Below are 18,128 nucleotides of genomic sequence, written 5' to 3' on the forward strand. Positions count from 1 at the left end.
CGGCCGAGGCCAGGATGAATCGGGTTGGGGATCACCCGGTCGGGATAACTGCGCGGACCATGACGAACATCATCCTGCTTGAGGACGGTCGCGAGCTGCGCGAGGAGGTGGCGGGGTTTCTGCGCGGCCAGGGGCATGAGGTGCGGGAGGCCGGAAGCAAACGGGAGTTTCGTACCCTCCAGGCCGAGCAGCCCTGCGAGATCGCCATCCTGGATCGCCGCCTGCCCGACGGCGATGGCATGAACCTGATCGCCGAGGGGCACGCGGCGGCCTGGCGCTGCGGCTTCATCCTCGTCACGGCGCGCGATGCCTTCCGGAATCGTATCAAGGGCTATGAGGTCGGGGCCGATCACTATCCAGCCCCGTGGCCAGGGCCAGGTGGAAGAGGGGCTGACGGTAATCAACCTCCCGCTCCGCCCAGGGCCAGGCCTGACCCGAGCGGCGTCCCACGAAGCCGCCGGGCGCCATGCCGTCATGTCTCCCCCGGTCCTCTCACCCGGGGACGACCACCAGGATAGCGGCCCTCAATGGGCCCGCATCCGCGCCATCCGCTCCAGGTCCTGGGCCTCGAAGTCCATGCCAAAGCTTTCGCCGGGGTTGAGGCTGATGGCGAAGCCGATGCCGAGCTTCTCCAGGATCCAGGTGAAGTCCACGACCAGGCCACCGCCGTAGCCGGGATAGTCGCCCACAAAGTGCTTGGCCCGCTCGGGGCTGGTAAAGAGCACCAGCACCTCGCCCGTATCGGTCTGGATCTTGAGAGGCAGGGCGGCTCCGCGATCCGTCTGGAGGCCGCCAATTTGATGGCGCTCGTAGATGGGCATGAAGACCTCGGAGCCCAGCAGGGTGGCGATGAAGTCCTCGGCGGGTAACAGGCCCTCCTGGGCGGCGATGAGCTGGCGTTCCAGGTCGTTCTGAGGGGAGAAGAGGGACATGAAGAGGGCTTCCTGGGCCTGGGAGTAGTCGGGCAAAACTGGGGTCATCCGCCCTGTCTTCAAGCCATTCCAGGAGAGTTTCGGGCTGCAATTGCGATACTCAGCCTGGGGTGATATGGTCCTTTCCCCGGAAGCCTGGGTCAGATTGACTCCTCGGGGGCACGGGCGCGGCCGTCATCCAGGGTTCCTAATGCGGCGAGGGGGAGGATCGGAAGTGACGGCGGCGACATTAGCCATTGATTACGAGCGACTGTTCAAACTTCGGCTGGCGGTCGCCCGCCATGGGGAGATGGACGCGGCGGGCTGGTGGAACACCCGGGGCATCCTGGGCCGCCATGGGGCTCTGGCGCTCAAGCGCGGCTTTCCCTTGACGCATCCCTTTGCCCAGGCCCGGATTGCCTTTGCCGTCGCGCGCAGCCGGTGCCACGCGCTGTTTGACCCACCGGGGTGCATGACCCTCTGGAACCTCCCCGCGGCGGTTGAGGATCGTTTCGAGGAACATTGGCGGGACTGGCTGGACCAGGGCGAGCGGTGGCGGCCCTGGTTCGAGGCGCTGGCGGCCGCGGGTCGGCAAGAGCTGCTCGCGGAACTTGCCGAGTGGGACCTCGTCGATGCCGACCAGGTCGCGGCGGTCAACAAACTGCGCCGTTCCGCCGAGGGACGGTCCGTCCCCCTGTCGGGAACCTTCCAGCCCAACGATGAAATCATCACGCTGCTGGCGGCCGGCTTCGCCAGGAGCGAGCGCGGTAGCCCGGCGATCCCCTACGCGCGGCTTGAGGACTGAGCATGGAGGGTCGCCTCAAGGTTGCCTCCTGCCAGGCGATCAAGGGATCTCTGATCGAGGAGACCTATGCGGTCTTCCGCGGTTGGGACTACCTCTGTTCGAAGACCGAGAATCTCCAGCGCGCCCGCGCGGAGAACTCGATCGGCGCCGGGAGCGCCGCCTGGGCACGGAATGTCTCCTGGGCAATCAGCCGCCGCTTTGACCCCGCGGGTCGCGACCGCCCCCTCGTGGAGCTTGCCAAATCGGGTTGTGACCGGGAGGTTTGGACACCCCTGCTCCTCTACCACCTGACCCGCAACGAGTTCCTCGTCCGCGATTTCCTCGTCAATTGGCTCTACCCTCGGTTCATCGCCGGCACTTACCGGCTGCGCGCCGAGGAGGTCCTCCCCTATCTGCGCACCTGGTCCGCCGGCCACTGGAGCGAGGCCACGACCCAGCGGGTGGCTTCCGGCCTTTTGCGGCTCGCCGTCGATTTCGGCCTCCTCACGGGCACCCAGTCCCGGGAGTTTGCCTCCTACCCGCTACCGGAACACAGCTTTCTCTACCTGCTGCACGCCATGACGGACCGCGAGGCGAACGCCCGGCGCCTCATCGACGCCGAGGACTGGCGCCTGTACCTGATGGACGCCGCCGATGTGGAGCGCGAGCTGCTGCGCCTGCACCAGTTCCGCAAGCTGCACTACGAGGTCGCCGGCAGCCTCGCCCAACTCAAGCTGCCGTCGGCCTCCGCGGCCGATTACGTGAAGGAGATGTGCTGATGTCCGATTGGCGGGAGCGTCTCACCCAGCAGCTCGAACCGGTGCTGAGACAACCGGACCCCCGGCAGCAGCTCAGCGCCTACCACGACATGCCCTATGCCATCTTCCGCTATCCGCCGGAGGAGGAATTTGGCGTCCGCCAGCAGGTCTCGCTGTTGCGCACCCGGCTGGAACAGTTGGGCAAACGGGTCACGGTCATCTCCCTGGCTGAATGCCTCGACGTGGCCCTGGCCGCGGAAGGCATGGGACCCGAGGCCCTCATCGACGCCGAGCAAGCGGTGGGCCTGGAGGTCACGGTCGACACCATCTTCCAGATCCTGAGCGAGTACCAACCCCTGGACGCGCTGGTCGCCCGCCGCATCCCCCGTGACGCCGACCCCCGGCGCGACCTGGTGTTCATCCTGCGCGCTGGCGCGCTCTTTCCCATGTACCGCACCTCTGCCCTGCTGGAACAACTCAAGGGCAAGGTCCAGGTCCCCGCCGTTCTCTTCTACCCGGGCGACTTGGACGGCGCCGCGGGGCTGCGGTTCATGGGCGTGCTGGACGCGGAGCATAATTACCGGCCGAAGATTTTTTAGGGTTCCCCGATGACCATCAAGCAGCTGTTCGCCAATGACATCGACCGCCGCATCGAGGAGGTCATCAAGGTCGATCAAGCCGACGAGGCCATCATTCGCGACGAGCTGGCCGAATACGTCGTCACCGACTCCATCCGCGCGCATTTTCTCAAGATCTTCGACCACTACCTGACCACCTGGCGGAAGCCTAATGAGGGCATCGCCATCTGGACCTCGGGCTTCTTCGGGTCGGGCAAGTCCGGTTTCGCCAAGTACCTCGGTCTGGCCCTCGCCAACCGGGACATTCTCGGACAGGGGGCCGGGGAACTGCTCGCCCGGCGCTGTCAGGACACCAAGGCCCAGGTCCTGCTGACCAACATCGCCGAGCGGATCCCCACCGAGGCGGTGATTTTCGATGTCTCCACCGACCGCGGCATCCGCACCGGCAATCAGAGCATTACCGAGATCATGTACCGGCTCTTCCTGCAGCGCCTGGGCTATGCGCGGGACCTGGATCTCTCCGAACTGGAGATCACCCTGGAGGAAGACGGCCGCCTCGACGCCTTCAAGGCCAAGTACCGGGAGGTCTTCGACAAAGACTGGGACTTCGAGAAGGGGAAGATCGCCACCGCCGTCCAGCCGGCGAGCCGCGTCATGCACCTCCTGGACCCGGCCACCTACACGACGGTTGACAGTTGGCGCGAATCGGCCATGAAACGCGCCGACATCACCCCCGGCGATCTGGCGGCCCGCTGCCTGGAACTCATGTCCCGCCGGCGGCCCGGCAAGAACCTCCTGTTCGTCATCGACGAGGTGGGCCAGTTCGTCGCCCGCGACGTGCAGAAGATGCTCGATCTCCAGGCGGTCGTACAGAGCCTCGGGCGCGTCGGGCGCGGCAAGCTGTGGATCCTGGTCACCTCCCAGGAGCGGCTCACCGAACTGGTGGGCGGTCTGGACGACCGCCGGGTCGAACTCGCTCGCCTCATGGACCGCTTCCCGTCCGAACTTCAGGTCCACCTGGAGCCTTCCGACATCTCGGAGGTTACCAGCAAGCGGGTGCTCGCGAAGAATGCCGAGGCCGAAAAGACCCTGCGGGAGCGCTTCACCGAACACCGCGGCCGATTGACCGACCACACCCGACTCACCGCGGACATTAAATTGCCGGAGCTGACGGCCGAATCCTTCATCGACCTCTACCCCCTGCTGCCCTATCAGATCGACCTCATCATCCAGATCGTCTCCGGTCTGCGCACTCAGGGCGGGGCGAGCAAGCACGTCGGCGGCGCCAACCGCACCATCATCAAGCTCGCCCAGCAATTGCTCATCCACCCGGAGGTGGACCTGGCCAGCCAGCCCCTCGGCACCCTGGCCCGCGTGGACCAGATCTACGACCTGGTCTCCGGCAACATCGGCAGCGAGATTCGCGCCAAGATCGCGGATATCGGTACCAAGATCGCCCACCCGTTAGCCCAGTCCGTCGCCAAGGTCATCTGCCTCCTGCAGTACGTGCGCAGCGTTCACCGGACGGCCGAGAACATCGCCGCCGCCCTGCACCCGGCCATCCATGCCGACTCCCGTCTGGCCGAGGTCCGCCAGGCCCTCGATGCCCTGGAGAAAGGGCTCATGGTCCGCCGCGGCGACGACGGCTACCGGATTCCCACCCCGGCCGAGGACGACTGGGAACGCCAGCGCTCGAGTCTGGTCCCCAAGCCCGGCGACAGCGCCCGCCTGCACGCCGAGGCCGTCACCGCCCTCTGGCAGCCCCAACCCGCCCACAACCTGCTGGACGTCAAGCCCTTTAAGGCGGGGCTCTACCTGAGTGAGCGGTTGGCGGTGGAGGGGGACATCCCCTTCCATCTGGCCCTGGCCGAGACCGGGACTGAGTTCAATCAAGCGGTGGAGGATTTCCGCCGTCGCAGCCAGACCGAGACCCAGGCCGTCTTCTGGGTCGCTGCCCTCCATGAGGCCATGGACCGCGAGACGGTGGAACTCCATCGCTCCCGGGAGATCCTATCCCGCCGGGAGCGGGGCGCCCAGACCAAGGACGAAGGCGCCCTGGTAGCCGAGGAGAAGATCCGCCAGCGTCGCCATCAGGAGGAACTCCGGCGCCTCGTCAAACAGTCCCTGCTCACCGGCACCCTCTTCTTCCGCGGCAATGACCGCAGCCCGGACGAGGGCGCCAGCGATGTCTCCCGCAGTGCGGCCAAGGTCCTCTCCCAGGCCCTGCCGGAGGTCTTCGACCGCTTCGCGGAGGCCGCCGCCCGGGTCACCAGGAACGACCTGGACCTTCTTCTGACCACCGAGAACCTGCGGGGACTGACACCACTCTACGCGGACCTCGGACTGGTGCGGGACCAGGGCGGCAAACCCGCCTTCGAGGTGGAGACCGGGGTCCTCGCCGAGGTCATGGCCCGCATCCAGAACCGTACCAGCTATGGCGAGACCGCCAGTGGTCGCTGGCTCACCGACGAGTTCGCCAGGGAACCCTTCGGCTGGGAGTTCGACACCGTTCGGCTCCTGGTCGTCGCCCTCCTGCGCGCCGGCAAGATCGAGGCGACCAGCAAGGGGCAGGTCATCGACTCCGCCCTGTCCCTCGACGCGCGCACCACCTTCAGCAATAACAACCTGTTCCGCCAGGCCTCCTTTCGCCCCCGCACCACCGATTGCGAGTTCGCGGACTACATCGAGGCGGGCGAGGCCTACAAGACCTGCTTTGGGAAAGAGATCCAGGAGTACGAGGAAAACCTCATCGCCCAGGCCATCCGCGAGACCACGGACGGCTACGAGGAAAGGCTGCGGGAGGTGGTCGCCCAACTCGACAAACAGCGGCTACCCGGTAGCGAGGTGCTGGCCGCCGCCCTGAACAACATCGTGGGCTTCCGCCGCCAACGCGACTGCCAGACGCTCAAGGCCTTTACCGCCTGCCACCAGGCGCTGAAAGAGGCCATTAAGCGGGGGGCCGAACTCGCCAAGGCCCTGACGACGCCCGCGCTCCACGACCTGGGCCGGGCGCGCACCGCCCTCGATCACCTCTGGCCCTTCCTGGAGCAGGAGCCCGACCTGGGCGACGGCGACCGGGACCACGCCGAGCAGCTCAAGGACCTGCTGGCCCGGGAGACCTTCTTCCGCGAGTTGCCGGCCATCGACCAGCACACCAAGGCCCTGGAGACCGCCCACCAGGCCCGCCTGCGCCAGGCGCTCGATGCCCGAACCCAGGCTTACGCGGACGCCCTCCAACGACTAAGCGGCACGCCCGGCTGGGAAGAGGTTGGCGCGGATCAACGCGACCGCATCGCCGAGCCGCTGGCGGCTTATGCCGTCGCCAAGACGACCAGCGCCTCGATACCCCAGCTCCGGGCGGACCTCGACGCCTGTCCGGTGCGTCGCGACAAGGCCATCGAGGAGTTGATGCGCCTGATCGACGGTAACCGGGTGGTCAAGGTCTCGGCAGCGGGCTATTTCGCCGGCGGCATCGAGAACGAGGAGCAGCTCGATCGGGCACTCGACGGGCTTAAGGAGCAGTGCCTGGAGCACATCGCGGCGGGCAAGAAGGTATTGGTGCAGTAGGGTGGGAATATCATGAGAGAGTCCATTAACCTGCGCACCCTCGCCAGTCGCTATTACGAGCGCGCGGCAAAAATATGAGCGCGCGCGAATATTTTTCGCGCGCGCGTATTTCCGCGCGGTGACCAATCGTAACAGAGACTTAGGATTTCCATCCCGACCGCGATCAACTGAACCCCGAACCCTGAACCCATGGACAAAGACACCAGAAACCGCATCCAACGTGCCACCCAGGCCGCTCGCGGGCTGCTTGAGCAGGATTTCGACAACCAGTTATCGGGTGTCTTCGACATTCGCCCGGACGGCGCCCTGGCGGCCGAGCCCGGGAGCCATCTGGACGCGGCGCAGCGGATTACGCGGACCAGGCTGGTAACCGCGGTCGAGCCCGCGCTGCGGGACTATGCCGAGCAGGCCGAGGGCAGCGACCGGCTAGGGTGCCGGTTGTTTGCCGAGGAGGTGGTGCTGGGGCTGGCCCAACCGATGATCTTCGCCGAACTGGGATATGGCGTGGACGCCGCCTTTCCGGCCACTGACTTCGAGTCGCCCGATGCGCCATCGGTCTACCAAGGTCGTCCCTTGACGCTGCAACAGATGCGCGAGGCGATCGACTGGGAGGCCGGGCAACGCGAATGATTGCGCTCGATACCAACTCAGGCTCTCGACGGGATCAAGGAGCAATGCCTGCAACATATCGCGCCTGGCAAGCAGATTCTGGTGCAATAGGCACCCTCATGCTCGGTTGCGACGACACTGAACTCGACGGCGCGCTTGGGTTGACCCGAACCGGGTCCGGGCGGCGGGTCCCAACGGTCGCGGGTTTGTTTATGAGCCTAATTACGATTCTGCCCAGACCGTGAAAAATGGATAAAGAAACCCGCAACCGCATCCAGAAGGCCACCCATGCCGCTCGCGGGCTGCTTGAGCAGGATTTCGAAAACCAGTTATCGGGTGTCTTCGACATTCGCCCGGACGGCACCCTGGCGGGCGAGCCCGGGAGCCATCTGGACGCGGCACAGCGGATTGTGCGGACCAAGCTGGTAGCCGCCGTGGAGCATTTTCGGGCCAGCGGCCAGACTGCGGCCGAGGCGGTGGCCAGTTATCGGCGGGAGGCCGCCTTCACCACCCTGAACCGTTTCGTGGCGCTCAAGCTGGCCGAGGCGCGCGGTCTGGTGCAGGAGTGTCTCTCGCGGGGCGAGCAGTCAGCGGGGTTCCGGGAATTCGGCGGACTCGCGCCGGGGCTGGTTCAGCTTCCGGACCGCGGTTACCGGCTCTACCTCGAATCGCTCTTCGACGAGTTGTCCGTCCATCTGCGGGTGCTCTTCAACCGCCGTGACGCCAGCTCACTCCTTTGGCCGAAACGGATCACCCTCGATGGACTCCTGACGGTGCTGAACGCCCCGGACCTGGCCGGCATCTGGGGCGAGGACGAAACCATCGGCTGGGTTTACCAGTATTACAACGACGAGGCCGAGCGGAAGCAGATGCGCGAGGCCTCCGCCGCGCCCCGCAACAGCCGCGAGCTGGCCGTCCGCAACCAGTTCTTCACCCCGCGCTACGTCGTCGAATTCCTCACCGACAACACCCTCGGCCGCCTCTGGTACGAGATGACCCGCGGCGCAACGGCCCTGCGCGATCGCTGCCGCTACCTCGTCCGCCGGCCAACGGAGATTTTCCTGAAACCCGGCGAGGCCGCTCCGGAGCGCGCCGCCGGCAGCGAGGCGCCGGCCGGGGAACATCTCTCGCAGGAGGAACTGCTGCGCCAACCCGTCCAGATCCCGCACCGTCCGCTCAAAGACCCGCGCGACATCCGGCTGCTCGACCCGGCGTGCGGCTCCATGCACTTCGGCCTCTACGCCACTGATCTCTTGGAGGTCATCTACGCCGAGGCCTGGGATATCGCCCAAGGCCCGGACGGCTTGGCGCAGGCCGCCGACACCTTCGCGCCCTTCGTCACCTTCGCCGGTGCCTTTACTGACAAGGCGGCCTTCCTCCGCGGGGTCCCGCGCCTCATCATCGAGCACAACCTCCACGGCATCGACATCGACCCGCGCGCCGTGCAGATTGCCGGGCTCTCGCTTTGGCTGCGCGCCCAGCGCGCCTGGCACCAGGCCGGCGTCAAGCCCGCCGACCGGCCCCGCATTACCCGGTCCAATATCGTCTGCGCCGAGCCCATGCCGGGGGAAAAGGAGCTGCTCCGCGAATTCGTCGAGCAGCAGTTTCCGGTGGTTGAGCGGCCCGCCTTTATCTTCCTGCTGGAAAAGGTCTTCGACCACATGACCCTCGCCGGCGAGGCCGGCTCTCTGCTGCGCATCGAGGAGGAGATTCGCGGTGCCATCGCCGAGGCCAGCGCACTTGCGCGGCGGCAGTCCGAGCCCCGGCAGATCCCGCTCTTCCCCGGCGAGAAACCGCCCGAGCAGGCCAAGCTCGACCTGCGCGGGCTGACGCACGAGCAATTCTGGCAAGCGGCCGAGCAGCGGATTTACGCCGCTCTCAAGGCCTACGCCGAGCAGGCCGAAAGCGGTAGCGGATTCCGGCGCCGCCTTTTTGCCGACGACGCGGCGCAGGGGTTCGCGTTTATTGACCTCTGTCGCAAGCGCTACGACTTGGTGGTGATGAATCCGCCGTTCGGCGAAGCGGCTCTTTCTGCCACGCAATACTTTTTAATTGCGTACCCTGACACCAAAAACGACCTGTATGCCGCTTTCGTTGAGCGATGGCTGTCTCGTCTAGTGAAAGGCGGACGAATAGGGGCAATCACGTCACGACTCGGCTTCTTCAACATTTCGTTTCAGGCCTGGAGAAAGAAAATCCTTCTGGGGCGCGGTACTCCACTTCTTCTTGCTGATTTAGGATATGGCGTGTTAGATCACGCAACAGTCGAAACAGCGGCGTATGTTTTGGAGTCTGCGGCGCCGCGCGAAATGTGCTGCTTCCAGTTACTCACTGAAGTGAATAAGGAGGTTGAACTTGAAGCTTCAATCAACCAGCTCATTAGCGGTGAGTCATCTGAGCGTGCTTTTCTTGTCGAGACGGACTCCTTTAAGCATTTTCCGGGATCACCTTTTTGTTACTGGCCGACTCGGCCGGTGCAGGCCATTTTTTCTCGGTTTCCTGCGTTTGAATCCGAGAATCGAAATGTGCGTTGCGGCATGGGTACATTGGACGATTTTCGGTTCATTCGGTGCTGGTGGGAGGTTGCCGCATCGACGATTGCGCATACGGCAGCCGAGACGGCAAAGACGACTGCACACGTTCCTTATGCAAAAGGCGGTAGTGCGACGCCCTTCTGGTCTCCAATCCCACTTGTCGTACGTTACACCGCTAATGGGAAAGAGGTGAAATCGTTCGTCGAGCAAAAGGTCGGAAGTGCGTCACGAAAGATTCAATCTCAGGGATTCTATTTTCGTGCTGGTCTTACATTTGGGCGTCGGGTCCGTCGTCTGTCACCAGCCTGTCTTCCCGCCGGTACAATTTTTTCCGATGGATCAAATGCAGTGTTCTTCCCCAGCGCCGATGTACGAACGTTATGGAGCTATCTTGGTCTCCTTAACACGCGGTCTATCCGCGCCCTTTTCACAATGTGTGCGCCGGTTCGGAAGATGGAGGTCGGATACTTGCAGCGAATGCCAGTCCCGGAGTTGGATGCGGAGGACGGGACACTCGCTCGACTTGCACGAGACGGATATCAGATTGCCAGTGGTGCTGCCCGAACAAATCTGCTCGACCATTTTTTCGTCGCGCCGGTGCCTGCAGACTTCGCTGCGTCATCCATCTCCTTGGTGCGCCAGGCACTTGAATCCTCAAAGTATCGGTTGCTCTTGGAACTAAGTCGGATTGAGGGTGAACTAGAAGTATTTGCTCGGCAGGTTTTCGGTCTGACCGAACAAGACGTGAATACGGCTACTCCACCGACTGCCGCCATTGCTGCCCATGATGTTGTATGCGCGAGAAGTGAGGACGATTCAGACGACGGAGATGATTTGTTATCAGGGAGGGATGACAGAATGCTTTGTGCTGAGTTTTTCGACTACTCACTTGGCTCCGTATTTGCCCGTTGGGACATCAGATATGCCACTGGCGAGCGGCCGTCACCGGAGTTGCAGGACCCATTTGACCCTCTCCCCGTCTGCCCACCCGGAATGCTCCAAGGCGACGATGGCCTGCCACTATCGCCCGAAGCAGGCCGCCGACTGCGGGCCGAGGGTCGTTACCCGCTCGACATCGTTTGGTACGGCATCCTGGTGGACGACCCGGAGCATCCACTCGACATCGAACGCCACGTCCACGCCGCCCTCACCGTCATCTGGGGCGACCGAACCGACGCCATCCAACAGGAAGCCTGCGCTCTGCTCGGCGTGCCGACCCTGCGCGACTGGTTCCGCCGGCCCGCCGGCTTCTTTGCCGACCACCTGAAACGCTACTCCAAGAGCCGCCGCCAGGCCCCGATCTACTGGCCGCTCACGAGCCCCGGCGGGCGCTACACCCTGTGGCTCTACTATCACCGCTTCAGCAAGGACACTCTGTACCGGGCGCTGGAGCAGGTGCAGGAGAAGGTCAACTACGAAGAGCGCAAGCTGCAGCGCCTGACCGCCGATGCCGGCGGCAACCCGGGGGCCGCGGAGCGCGCGGCCCTGGCGGACCAGGAGTCCTTCGTTGCCGAGCTGCGGACCTTCCGGGAAGAGCTTGCCCGGGTCGCGCCCCTGTGGAACCCCGACCTGAACGACGGGGTGATCCTCAACTACGGCCCTCTCTGGCGGCTGATCGGCCACTCGCCCTGGCAGAAGGCCGTAAAGGAGAAGTGGGACGAACTGGTCGCCGGCAAGTACGACTGGGCCCACCTCGCCATGCACCTCTGGCCCGAGCGGGTGGTATCCAAGTGCGCCAAGGACCGCAGCCTGGCCATCGCCCACGGGCTGGAAGCGGTCTTCTGGCAGGAGGGCGACAAGGGGAAATGGCGGCCGGCTACGGTTGCCCAGGCCGAGATCGACCGGCTGGTCGGGGAGCGCACCTCCCCCGCGGTGAAGGACGCGCTGAACAGCCTGCTGGCGGCCCCCGCGCCGGTTGCTGTGCGGGGTGGTGGCCGCAAATCATCGGGACCCACTCCCCCTCGCCGTGTTTCAACCGCCCCTCGGTCCGGCAACCCTGGTCCCGACTCCCGACCAGCCAGGGGCTCATCGGCCCCTGATCCGGCCGTGCTCGATGCCGTCAGGCAGGCCCTCGCCTCCCGTCAGGGCGGCATCGGCAAGACCGAGGTCCTCGCCGCCACCGGCCTGACCGACGCCCAATGGAGCCTCGCCATCAACGCCCTCCTGACCGAGGGCACAGTCACCAAGACCGGCGCCGCCCGTGGCACGCGCTACCATCTCGCCGCCGCCGGCTAACGAACCAAACCGGAGCCCCGACCATGCCCTATCAGATGATCATCGACTACGACGACGACGTGCTGGCCAATGTCGCGCTCTCGCCGGACGAATTTGCCGAGGAGGCCCGATTCCTCCTGGCTGCCAAGCTCTACGAACAGGGCAAGCTGTCTTCCGGGCAGGCCGCGAAGCTCTGCGGCAAGGGGCGGGTTGAGTTCCTGTACTCGCTTGCACGTGTTGGCGTGCCTATGAGCAATCTTCGGCCGGACGATGCCGAGCTGGAGATCGACTTTGCCCTCCATGGATAAGCGCATCGTCATCAATACGGGACCGCTGATCGCGCTGATGCGCATGAAGGCCCTGGAGATCCCGGGCAAGCTCGACCTTGTCTTTGTTTCGCCAGAGGAGGTCCGCCGCGAGCTCGATGTTGGGGCGGGCGCGGGCTATCCCCCGGTCCGTCCGGTCTGGCTCTGCTATCAGCGATTGCAGTCGCCGTTGCCTACCCTGGTGACCTCAGTGCTGGATGCGGGTGAGGCGGCGGTCATTCAGCTCGCGATTGACGAAGGGATCGGACAGGTCTGCATCGATGAATTGAAGGGGAGACGCATGGCCCGTGCGGTTGGTCTCAAAGTGACCGGAGCCCTTGGGCTCTTGGGCAAAGCGAAACAGGAAGGGATCATTCCAGAGGTGAGGCCGTATCTCGACCGCGCCCTTCGGACGGGCATCCGCTATCACCCGGACCTGGTAATTCGCTTTCTCGAAGCCTTGGGCGAGTGACCCTTACCCAAGCCCCAAGCCCCAAGCCCCGAACTCTGAACCCCATGCACCCCTTCCACGACTATCTCCGCGAGCGCCTGGATGACCTGCTGCGCAAGCACTCCGTGGTCGTCTTCTACGACCCGCGCAACGAGTTCAGGCCCTTTTTCGACCGGGAACTGGAGCTGCTCGCCGGCGAGCCCCTGCCACGGGTGGCGATGGGTTCCTGCTCCGCCTTTCTCGCCCGCTATGAGGGCAGCTTCTTCGGTCTGCGCGCGGCCGTCGAGCCGATCGTGGCGGCGGACCAGCCGGCACCGCTGCTCCTGTATCTGCCGGGCCTGGCCAGGGACCGCGGGGGCTCGGTGCTGATGGAGCTGGAGCGGGGCGGGGTCTGCTATGAGCCGCAACTCAAGCGTCTGGCGCTGAACCTGCTGCGCCAGCGGTTCACCGATGGGCAGATCGACGGGATGCTGCGGCCGGCGGCCCTAACCTATGACGACATCGTCGCCTTCCTGGGTCAGGTCGGGCAGGAGGCCTCGGTGTTGCACGCCCTGTTTGGCGGCGCCCAGGGCGAGGCGCTCGTCACCCAATGGCTGGCGTCCGACGCCCGGGATGGAACTCTGGTGGCGAAGGAGGCCCTGCCCGAGTTGCTCAAGCTGATTCGGGTGCGCTTGGGTCTGGAGCTTCCCGAGGATACGACCCTCGCCAAGGCGCGGGAGCGAACCTGTCGCTATATCCTGGTCAACGAATTCCGAGCCGATCTCTCCTGCGCGCCACCCTTGGCGGTGGGCAGGGTGCCCGGTCCACCCAACAAAGACCAGGCCGGGCGCATCCGCGAGGTGGCGGCGGGGCTGCGCAGCCTTTATCCCGATGCCTACGCGGGCCTGGCCGATGCGGTGGAGCAGGACCTGGGGCTGGCGGGGGCCGCGCTGGAGGCCGCCTGCCTGGGGTCTATCGATACCTTCCGTTTTGAGGAGGAGCGACTGCTGGCTCATACCGCGGCCTTGATCGCCGGCAAGGATTACGCCGGGGCGCTGGCCATCGTCATTGCCCGCGGTCGCAGCTTCTGGGTTGACCGCGCCTGGCGCCGCCAGACCCAGTGGGAGGCCTGCCGGCTGATGGCGGAACTGGGGCTGGAACTGGTGCGGGTGCGCGCGGGGCTGGGCCGGATGGGGACCGATTCCGCCCGGTGGTTGGCCGCCTATACGGCCGAGGACGGTTGGCACCGGGCCGATGGCCTGCAGCGGCGCCTGGAGACCTGGGTCGCCAAAATGGACGATGAACCGGAGGCGGAACAGGCGTTGGCGGTTGTCCGCCAGGAGCATGAGCACCTGCTGCGGGCCATGGCGGAAGGTTTTGCCAAGGCCCTCGCGGCGTCCAATTGGCTGGTGGCCGGGGCGTTGCACCAGACGCGCATCTATCCGGAGGTGGTCCAGAAGATGGGCGGGCGGGTCGCCTGGTTCTTGGTCGATGCGCTGCGCTACGAGATGGGTGTGGAACTGGCGCGCCAGATCGAGGGTGCCAAAGACCCGCGGGTGCGGGCGGCCGTGGCGGCCTTGCCGTCGATCACCCCCGTGGGCATGGCGGCCCTGCTGCCCGGGGCCTCGTCCAGCTTCGACCTGGTGGACAGCCGGGGCAAGCTGGCGGCGCGCATCGAGGGGACGGACATGAAGGACTCCGGGGAGCGCATGCGGTTCCTGAAGACCAAGGTGCCCGATGCCGTGGAGATGACCCTGGGCAAGCTGCTCGGCCAATCCCCGGCGAAGGTGGGAAAGGAGATCGGCGCCGCCTCGCTGGTCGTGATCCGCTCCCAGGAGATCGATGCCGTGGGCGAGACCGATAGCGACCTGCTGGCCCGCCAGGTGATGGACACCGTCATCGGTAATCTGGCGCGGGCGGTGCGTAAGCTCGCCGCCGCCGGTATCGAGCACTTTGTCATCACCGCCGACCACGGTCACCAGTACGCCATCCGCAAGGAGGACGACATGAAGACGGACCATCCCGGTGGGGCAACCCTCGATCTGCACCGCCGCTGCTGGGTCGGGCACGGCGGTAGCACCCCGGCCGGTGCCGTGCGGCTGACCGGCGCGGAGCTGGGTTACCAGACGGCTTTGGATTTTGTCTTCCCGACCGGGCTTGGGGTGTTCAAGGCGGGCGGGAGCTTGAGCTATCACCATGGCGGCTTCAGCCTTCAGGAATTGCTGATCCCGGTGATCAGCCTGCGTCTGGCGGCAGGCAAGCCGGCCGCGGCGGCCCGCGCCCAGGTCCGGATCGAGGGTTATCCGGCCGTGGTGACCAATCGCACCTTCGGCCTCAAACTAGCCACCCTGGGCGATCTGCTGGCCACCGAACCCCTGGTGCTGCGGCTGGTGCTCATGGCCGGCGCGGAGGAGGTGGGTCGCGCGGGGCTGGCCGTCGGTGGTGATTTCGACCGCGCCAAGGGCACCCTGACCCTGGCCCTGGGGGCCGAGGCAAGTCTGGGCATGATGCTGACCCACGATGCCTGCGCCTCGTTGCGCGTCATGGTCCTGGATGCGCGCACGGATAGCGTCCTCGTCGAGTCCGAGGAACTGCCGGTGAAACTGGGAATTTGAGAGGGTGGGGTTCCGAGGACGGGATGCCGAACAGAAAGTCAAAGACAATCGAAGCTCGACCCCCTGTCGAATAATCGCAATCAGAGTGTCCGTTATGGCAAGAATGATAAACCGTTCCCTTACGCTGAGGCTGCTCGCCCAACATAAACCCGAACTGGCGCGGCGGTACGGGGTCACCGAACTTGCGCTATTCGGCTCGACGGCCCGCGATATGGCCCATGAAGGCAGCGATGTGGACATCCTGATCGGCTTTGATGGCCCCGCTACCTCGGAACGCTACTTCGGCGTGCAGTTTTATCTGGAGGACTTGCTGGGCTGTCCCGTTGATCTTGTCACCGACAAGGCATTGCGGACGGAACTGAAGCCCCATGTGGAACGGGAGGCGGTTCGTGTCTGACCGGGAGTGGCGTTTCTATATCGATGACATGGTTGATTTTGCCGAGCATGTCCTCGCCTACACCCAGGGTTTGGATCAGGCCGGCCTGGTCGCGGATCGGCTGCGCTACGATGCGACCCTACGCAATCTGGAGTTGATCGGCGAGGCAGCTACCCACCTGCCGCGGGAGGTCCGCATGGCAAACCCGGACATCCCTTGGCGCCTGGTGATCGCCATGCGCAATCGGTTGGTCCACGGATACCTTGGCATCGACAACGATACCCTTTGGAGCGTCGTCCAGCAGGACGTTCCGGCACTCCTGCCCAAGTTACGCGCCTTGCGCGATGCGGTGCAGACCACCAGGGCGACCGGGAATTCCAGCGACCATGAATGATTCCATCACCTCCAGAGATGCGCTCGACGACAAGGCCAACCGGATTTTCGCCGGCAAGGTGGTCCGCAAGGACCTGGTGCGTAAGGTCAAGGTCGGTGCCAACGTGCCGGTCTTCGTCCTGGAGTACCTGCTCGGCAGGTATTGCGCCTCGTCGGACGCGATGGCCATCCAGATGGGCATGCAGGTGGTCAACGATACCCTGGCGGACAACTACATCCGCCCGGACGAAGCCACCAAGGCCCAGAGCAAGGTTAAGGAGAAGGGTCGCCACACCTTCATCGATAAGGTGAAGGTCCGCCTGGTGGACTCCCAATACTGGGCGGAGGTCATCAACTTCGGTCACATCCATGTGCACATTCCCGACCAGTACGTGCGGGACTTCGACCGACTCCTGACCGGCGGCATCTGGGCGCAGGTGGACATGCGCTTTGAGTACGACGAGGAGACCAAAGGCAAGTATCCCTTCTGGATCGACAAGCTCACGCCCATTCAGCTTGCGAGCTTTGACCTGGAGGAGTACCGGCGGCTGCGCGCTGAGTTCAGCACCAATGAGTGGCTGGATCTCATGATGCGCAGCATGGGGTACGAGCCGAGGGTGATGGAGCGGCGGACTAAGCTCTTGTTCCTGTGCCGACTGATTCCGCTGTGCGAGCGCAATTACAACCTGGTGGAGTTGGGTCCGCGCGGCACCGGCAAGAGCTACGCGGTCCAGGAGCTTTCGCCCTACGCCGCTCTGCTCACTGGCCCGACGACGGTGGCGAATCTGTTCGGTCACATGAATGGCAAGCAGAAAGGCATGCTGATGATCTGGGACGTGGTCGGCTTCGACGAGGTGGCCGATCTGCAGAAGATGCCCAAGGAGGTCATCACGACGCTCAAGACCTTCTGCGAGTCCGGACAATTCCAGCGTGGCCAGGAGGCCATGGCGGGGTATGCCAGCATCGCCATGTTCGGCAACACCCAGCAACCGATCGACGTCATGGTGCAGACGGGACACCTGTTCGCCCCTATGCCGGAGGTGATCCGCGACGACATGGCCTTCATCGACCGGCTGCACTTCTACCTGCCGGGCTGGGAAGTGCCGAAGATGCGTAACGAGCACTTCACCGACCATTACGGCTTCGTCATCGACTACCTGGCCGAGGCGCTGCGGGAGCTGCGCAAGCACAACTTTACCGAGATCATCGACCATTACTTCTCTCTCGGGGCCCACCTGAACGCCCGGGACCGCAAGGCCGTGCGTCGCACCGTATCGGGACTGGTGAAGATTCTGCATCCGCACGGGCAGGTCTCCCTGGAGGACCTCGCCGAGCTGCTGGAGTTGGCCCTGGAGGGGCGCCGCCGGGTCAAGGAGCAGCTCAAGAAGATGGGCTCCTTCGAGTATTACCAGACCTCCTTCAGCTATCTGGTCAACGACACCGGGGAGGAGAAGTTTGTCGGCGTGGCCGAGCAGGGTGGCCGCGGCTTGATCTCCCCGGATCCCCTACCTCCGGGGACGGTTTACACGGCATCCGTGAGTGGAGACGGCACCGTGGGGCTCTATCGGGTCGAGGTTTCGCTGTCATCGGGCACCGGCAAGCTCAAGCCCGCCGGTGGGGTGAGTGGGGCGATGAAGGAGTCGGTGAACCGGGCCTTCAGTTACCTGTCGGCCAACAAGACCCCCTTTGGGGTGCCCCGGGAACTCGACACCTCGGATTTTCACGTCCAGGTCATCGATTTACTGGGCAATCGGGTCGAGGCGGAGATAGGCGTTGCCTTCTTCGTTGCCGCCTATTCGGCATTGCGCAAGGCCCCACCTCAGCCCGCGCTGCTGGTGCTTGGCGACTTGAGCATTCAGGGCAACATCAAGCCGGTGCGTTCCCTCACCGAGCCCCTCCAGGTTGCCATGGACAATGGCGGCAAGCGGGCACTGATCCCGATCGAGAACAAACGGCAGTTCCTGGACGTGAACGCGGATGTGCTGGAGCAGGTTGACCCGATCTTCTTCGGCGATATGCGCCAGGCGGCATTCAAGGCGCTGGGGCTGACGTGACCCGGTGTCGAGCGTTCGGAG

Annotated in this window: 14 protein-coding genes; 13 read left to right on the forward strand and 1 reads right to left on the reverse strand. The window is 64.7% G+C overall.

Translation table 11 applies throughout. The features are described from left to right. Window positions 1-59: 59 nt before the first annotated feature. A complete protein-coding gene (locus IPN92_15700) occupies window positions 60-518 on the forward strand; it encodes a response regulator (protein ID MBK8639636.1) in 459 nt (152 codons plus the stop codon). Between the two features lie 6 nt (window positions 519-524). Here the strand turns inward: IPN92_15700 and IPN92_15705 are convergent, their stop codons facing one another. After that, window positions 525-932, reverse strand: a complete 408-nt coding sequence (locus tag IPN92_15705) for an SseB family protein (GenBank protein ID MBK8639637.1) — start codon at window positions 930-932, stop codon at window positions 525-527. 190 nt (window positions 933-1,122) lie between these two features. Here IPN92_15705 and IPN92_15710 point away from each other — a divergent pair, with 190 nt between their 5' ends. The 12 genes from IPN92_15710 to brxL all read left to right on the forward strand — a co-directional run bounded on the left by IPN92_15710 (window position 1,123) and on the right by brxL (window position 18,107). Next, on the forward strand, window positions 1,123-1,716 hold the full coding sequence (locus tag IPN92_15710) for a BrxE family protein (GenBank protein MBK8639638.1): 594 nt from the start codon (window positions 1,123-1,125) through the stop codon (window positions 1,714-1,716). A gap of 2 nt (window positions 1,717-1,718) precedes the next feature. Next, window positions 1,719-2,474 (forward strand): DUF1819 family protein, encoded by a 756-nt coding sequence (locus IPN92_15715; GenBank protein MBK8639639.1) that lies wholly within the window; start codon window positions 1,719-1,721, stop codon window positions 2,472-2,474. Further along, window positions 2,474-3,052, forward strand: coding sequence for a DUF1788 domain-containing protein (locus IPN92_15720; GenBank protein MBK8639640.1), 579 nt, complete (start codon window positions 2,474-2,476; stop codon window positions 3,050-3,052). The genes IPN92_15715 and IPN92_15720 overlap by 1 nt, the downstream gene beginning before the upstream one ends. A 9-nt stretch (window positions 3,053-3,061) precedes the next feature. Continuing rightward, window positions 3,062-6,598 carry a BREX system P-loop protein BrxC gene (brxC, locus tag IPN92_15725; GenBank protein MBK8639641.1) on the forward strand — a complete coding sequence of 1,179 codons (3,537 nt, stop codon included), beginning with the start codon at window positions 3,062-3,064 and terminating at the stop codon, window positions 6,596-6,598. Window positions 6,599-6,787: 189 nt separating this feature from the next. Next, on the forward strand, window positions 6,788-7,228 hold the full coding sequence (locus IPN92_15730) for a hypothetical protein (protein MBK8639642.1): 441 nt from the start codon (window positions 6,788-6,790) through the stop codon (window positions 7,226-7,228). 227 nt (window positions 7,229-7,455) lie between these two features. Then, window positions 7,456-11,976, forward strand: coding sequence for a BREX-1 system adenine-specific DNA-methyltransferase PglX (gene pglX, locus IPN92_15735; protein ID MBK8639643.1), 4,521 nt, complete (start codon window positions 7,456-7,458; stop codon window positions 11,974-11,976). A gap of 23 nt (window positions 11,977-11,999) precedes the next feature. Continuing rightward, the gene (locus IPN92_15740) at window positions 12,000-12,263 is read left to right on the forward strand and encodes a UPF0175 family protein (protein MBK8639644.1); all 264 of its coding nucleotides are present in this window, start codon (window positions 12,000-12,002) and stop codon (window positions 12,261-12,263) included. Continuing rightward, complete coding sequence (locus IPN92_15745; GenBank protein ID MBK8639645.1) at window positions 12,256-12,732, forward strand: DUF3368 domain-containing protein; 477 nt, start codon at window positions 12,256-12,258, stop codon at window positions 12,730-12,732. The genes IPN92_15740 and IPN92_15745 overlap by 8 nt, the downstream gene beginning before the upstream one ends. A 44-nt stretch (window positions 12,733-12,776) precedes the next feature. Continuing rightward, complete coding sequence (locus IPN92_15750; GenBank protein ID MBK8639646.1) at window positions 12,777-15,305, forward strand: PglZ domain-containing protein; 2,529 nt, start codon at window positions 12,777-12,779, stop codon at window positions 15,303-15,305. Window positions 15,306-15,411: 106 nt separating this feature from the next. Continuing rightward, window positions 15,412-15,702, forward strand: coding sequence for a nucleotidyltransferase family protein (locus IPN92_15755; protein MBK8639647.1), 291 nt, complete (start codon window positions 15,412-15,414; stop codon window positions 15,700-15,702). Further along, complete coding sequence (locus IPN92_15760) at window positions 15,695-16,075, forward strand: DUF86 domain-containing protein (GenBank protein ID MBK8639648.1); 381 nt, start codon at window positions 15,695-15,697, stop codon at window positions 16,073-16,075. The genes IPN92_15755 and IPN92_15760 overlap by 8 nt, the downstream gene beginning before the upstream one ends. After that, a complete protein-coding gene (gene brxL, locus IPN92_15765) occupies window positions 16,068-18,107 on the forward strand; it encodes a protease Lon-related BREX system protein BrxL (GenBank protein ID MBK8639649.1) in 2,040 nt (679 codons plus the stop codon). Before IPN92_15760 ends, brxL begins: the two co-directional genes overlap by 8 nt. Window positions 18,108-18,128: the final 21 nt, after the last annotated feature.

The organism is Chromatiaceae bacterium, from assembly GCA_016714645.1.
Taxonomy (GTDB): domain Bacteria; phylum Pseudomonadota; class Gammaproteobacteria; order Chromatiales; family Chromatiaceae; genus M0108.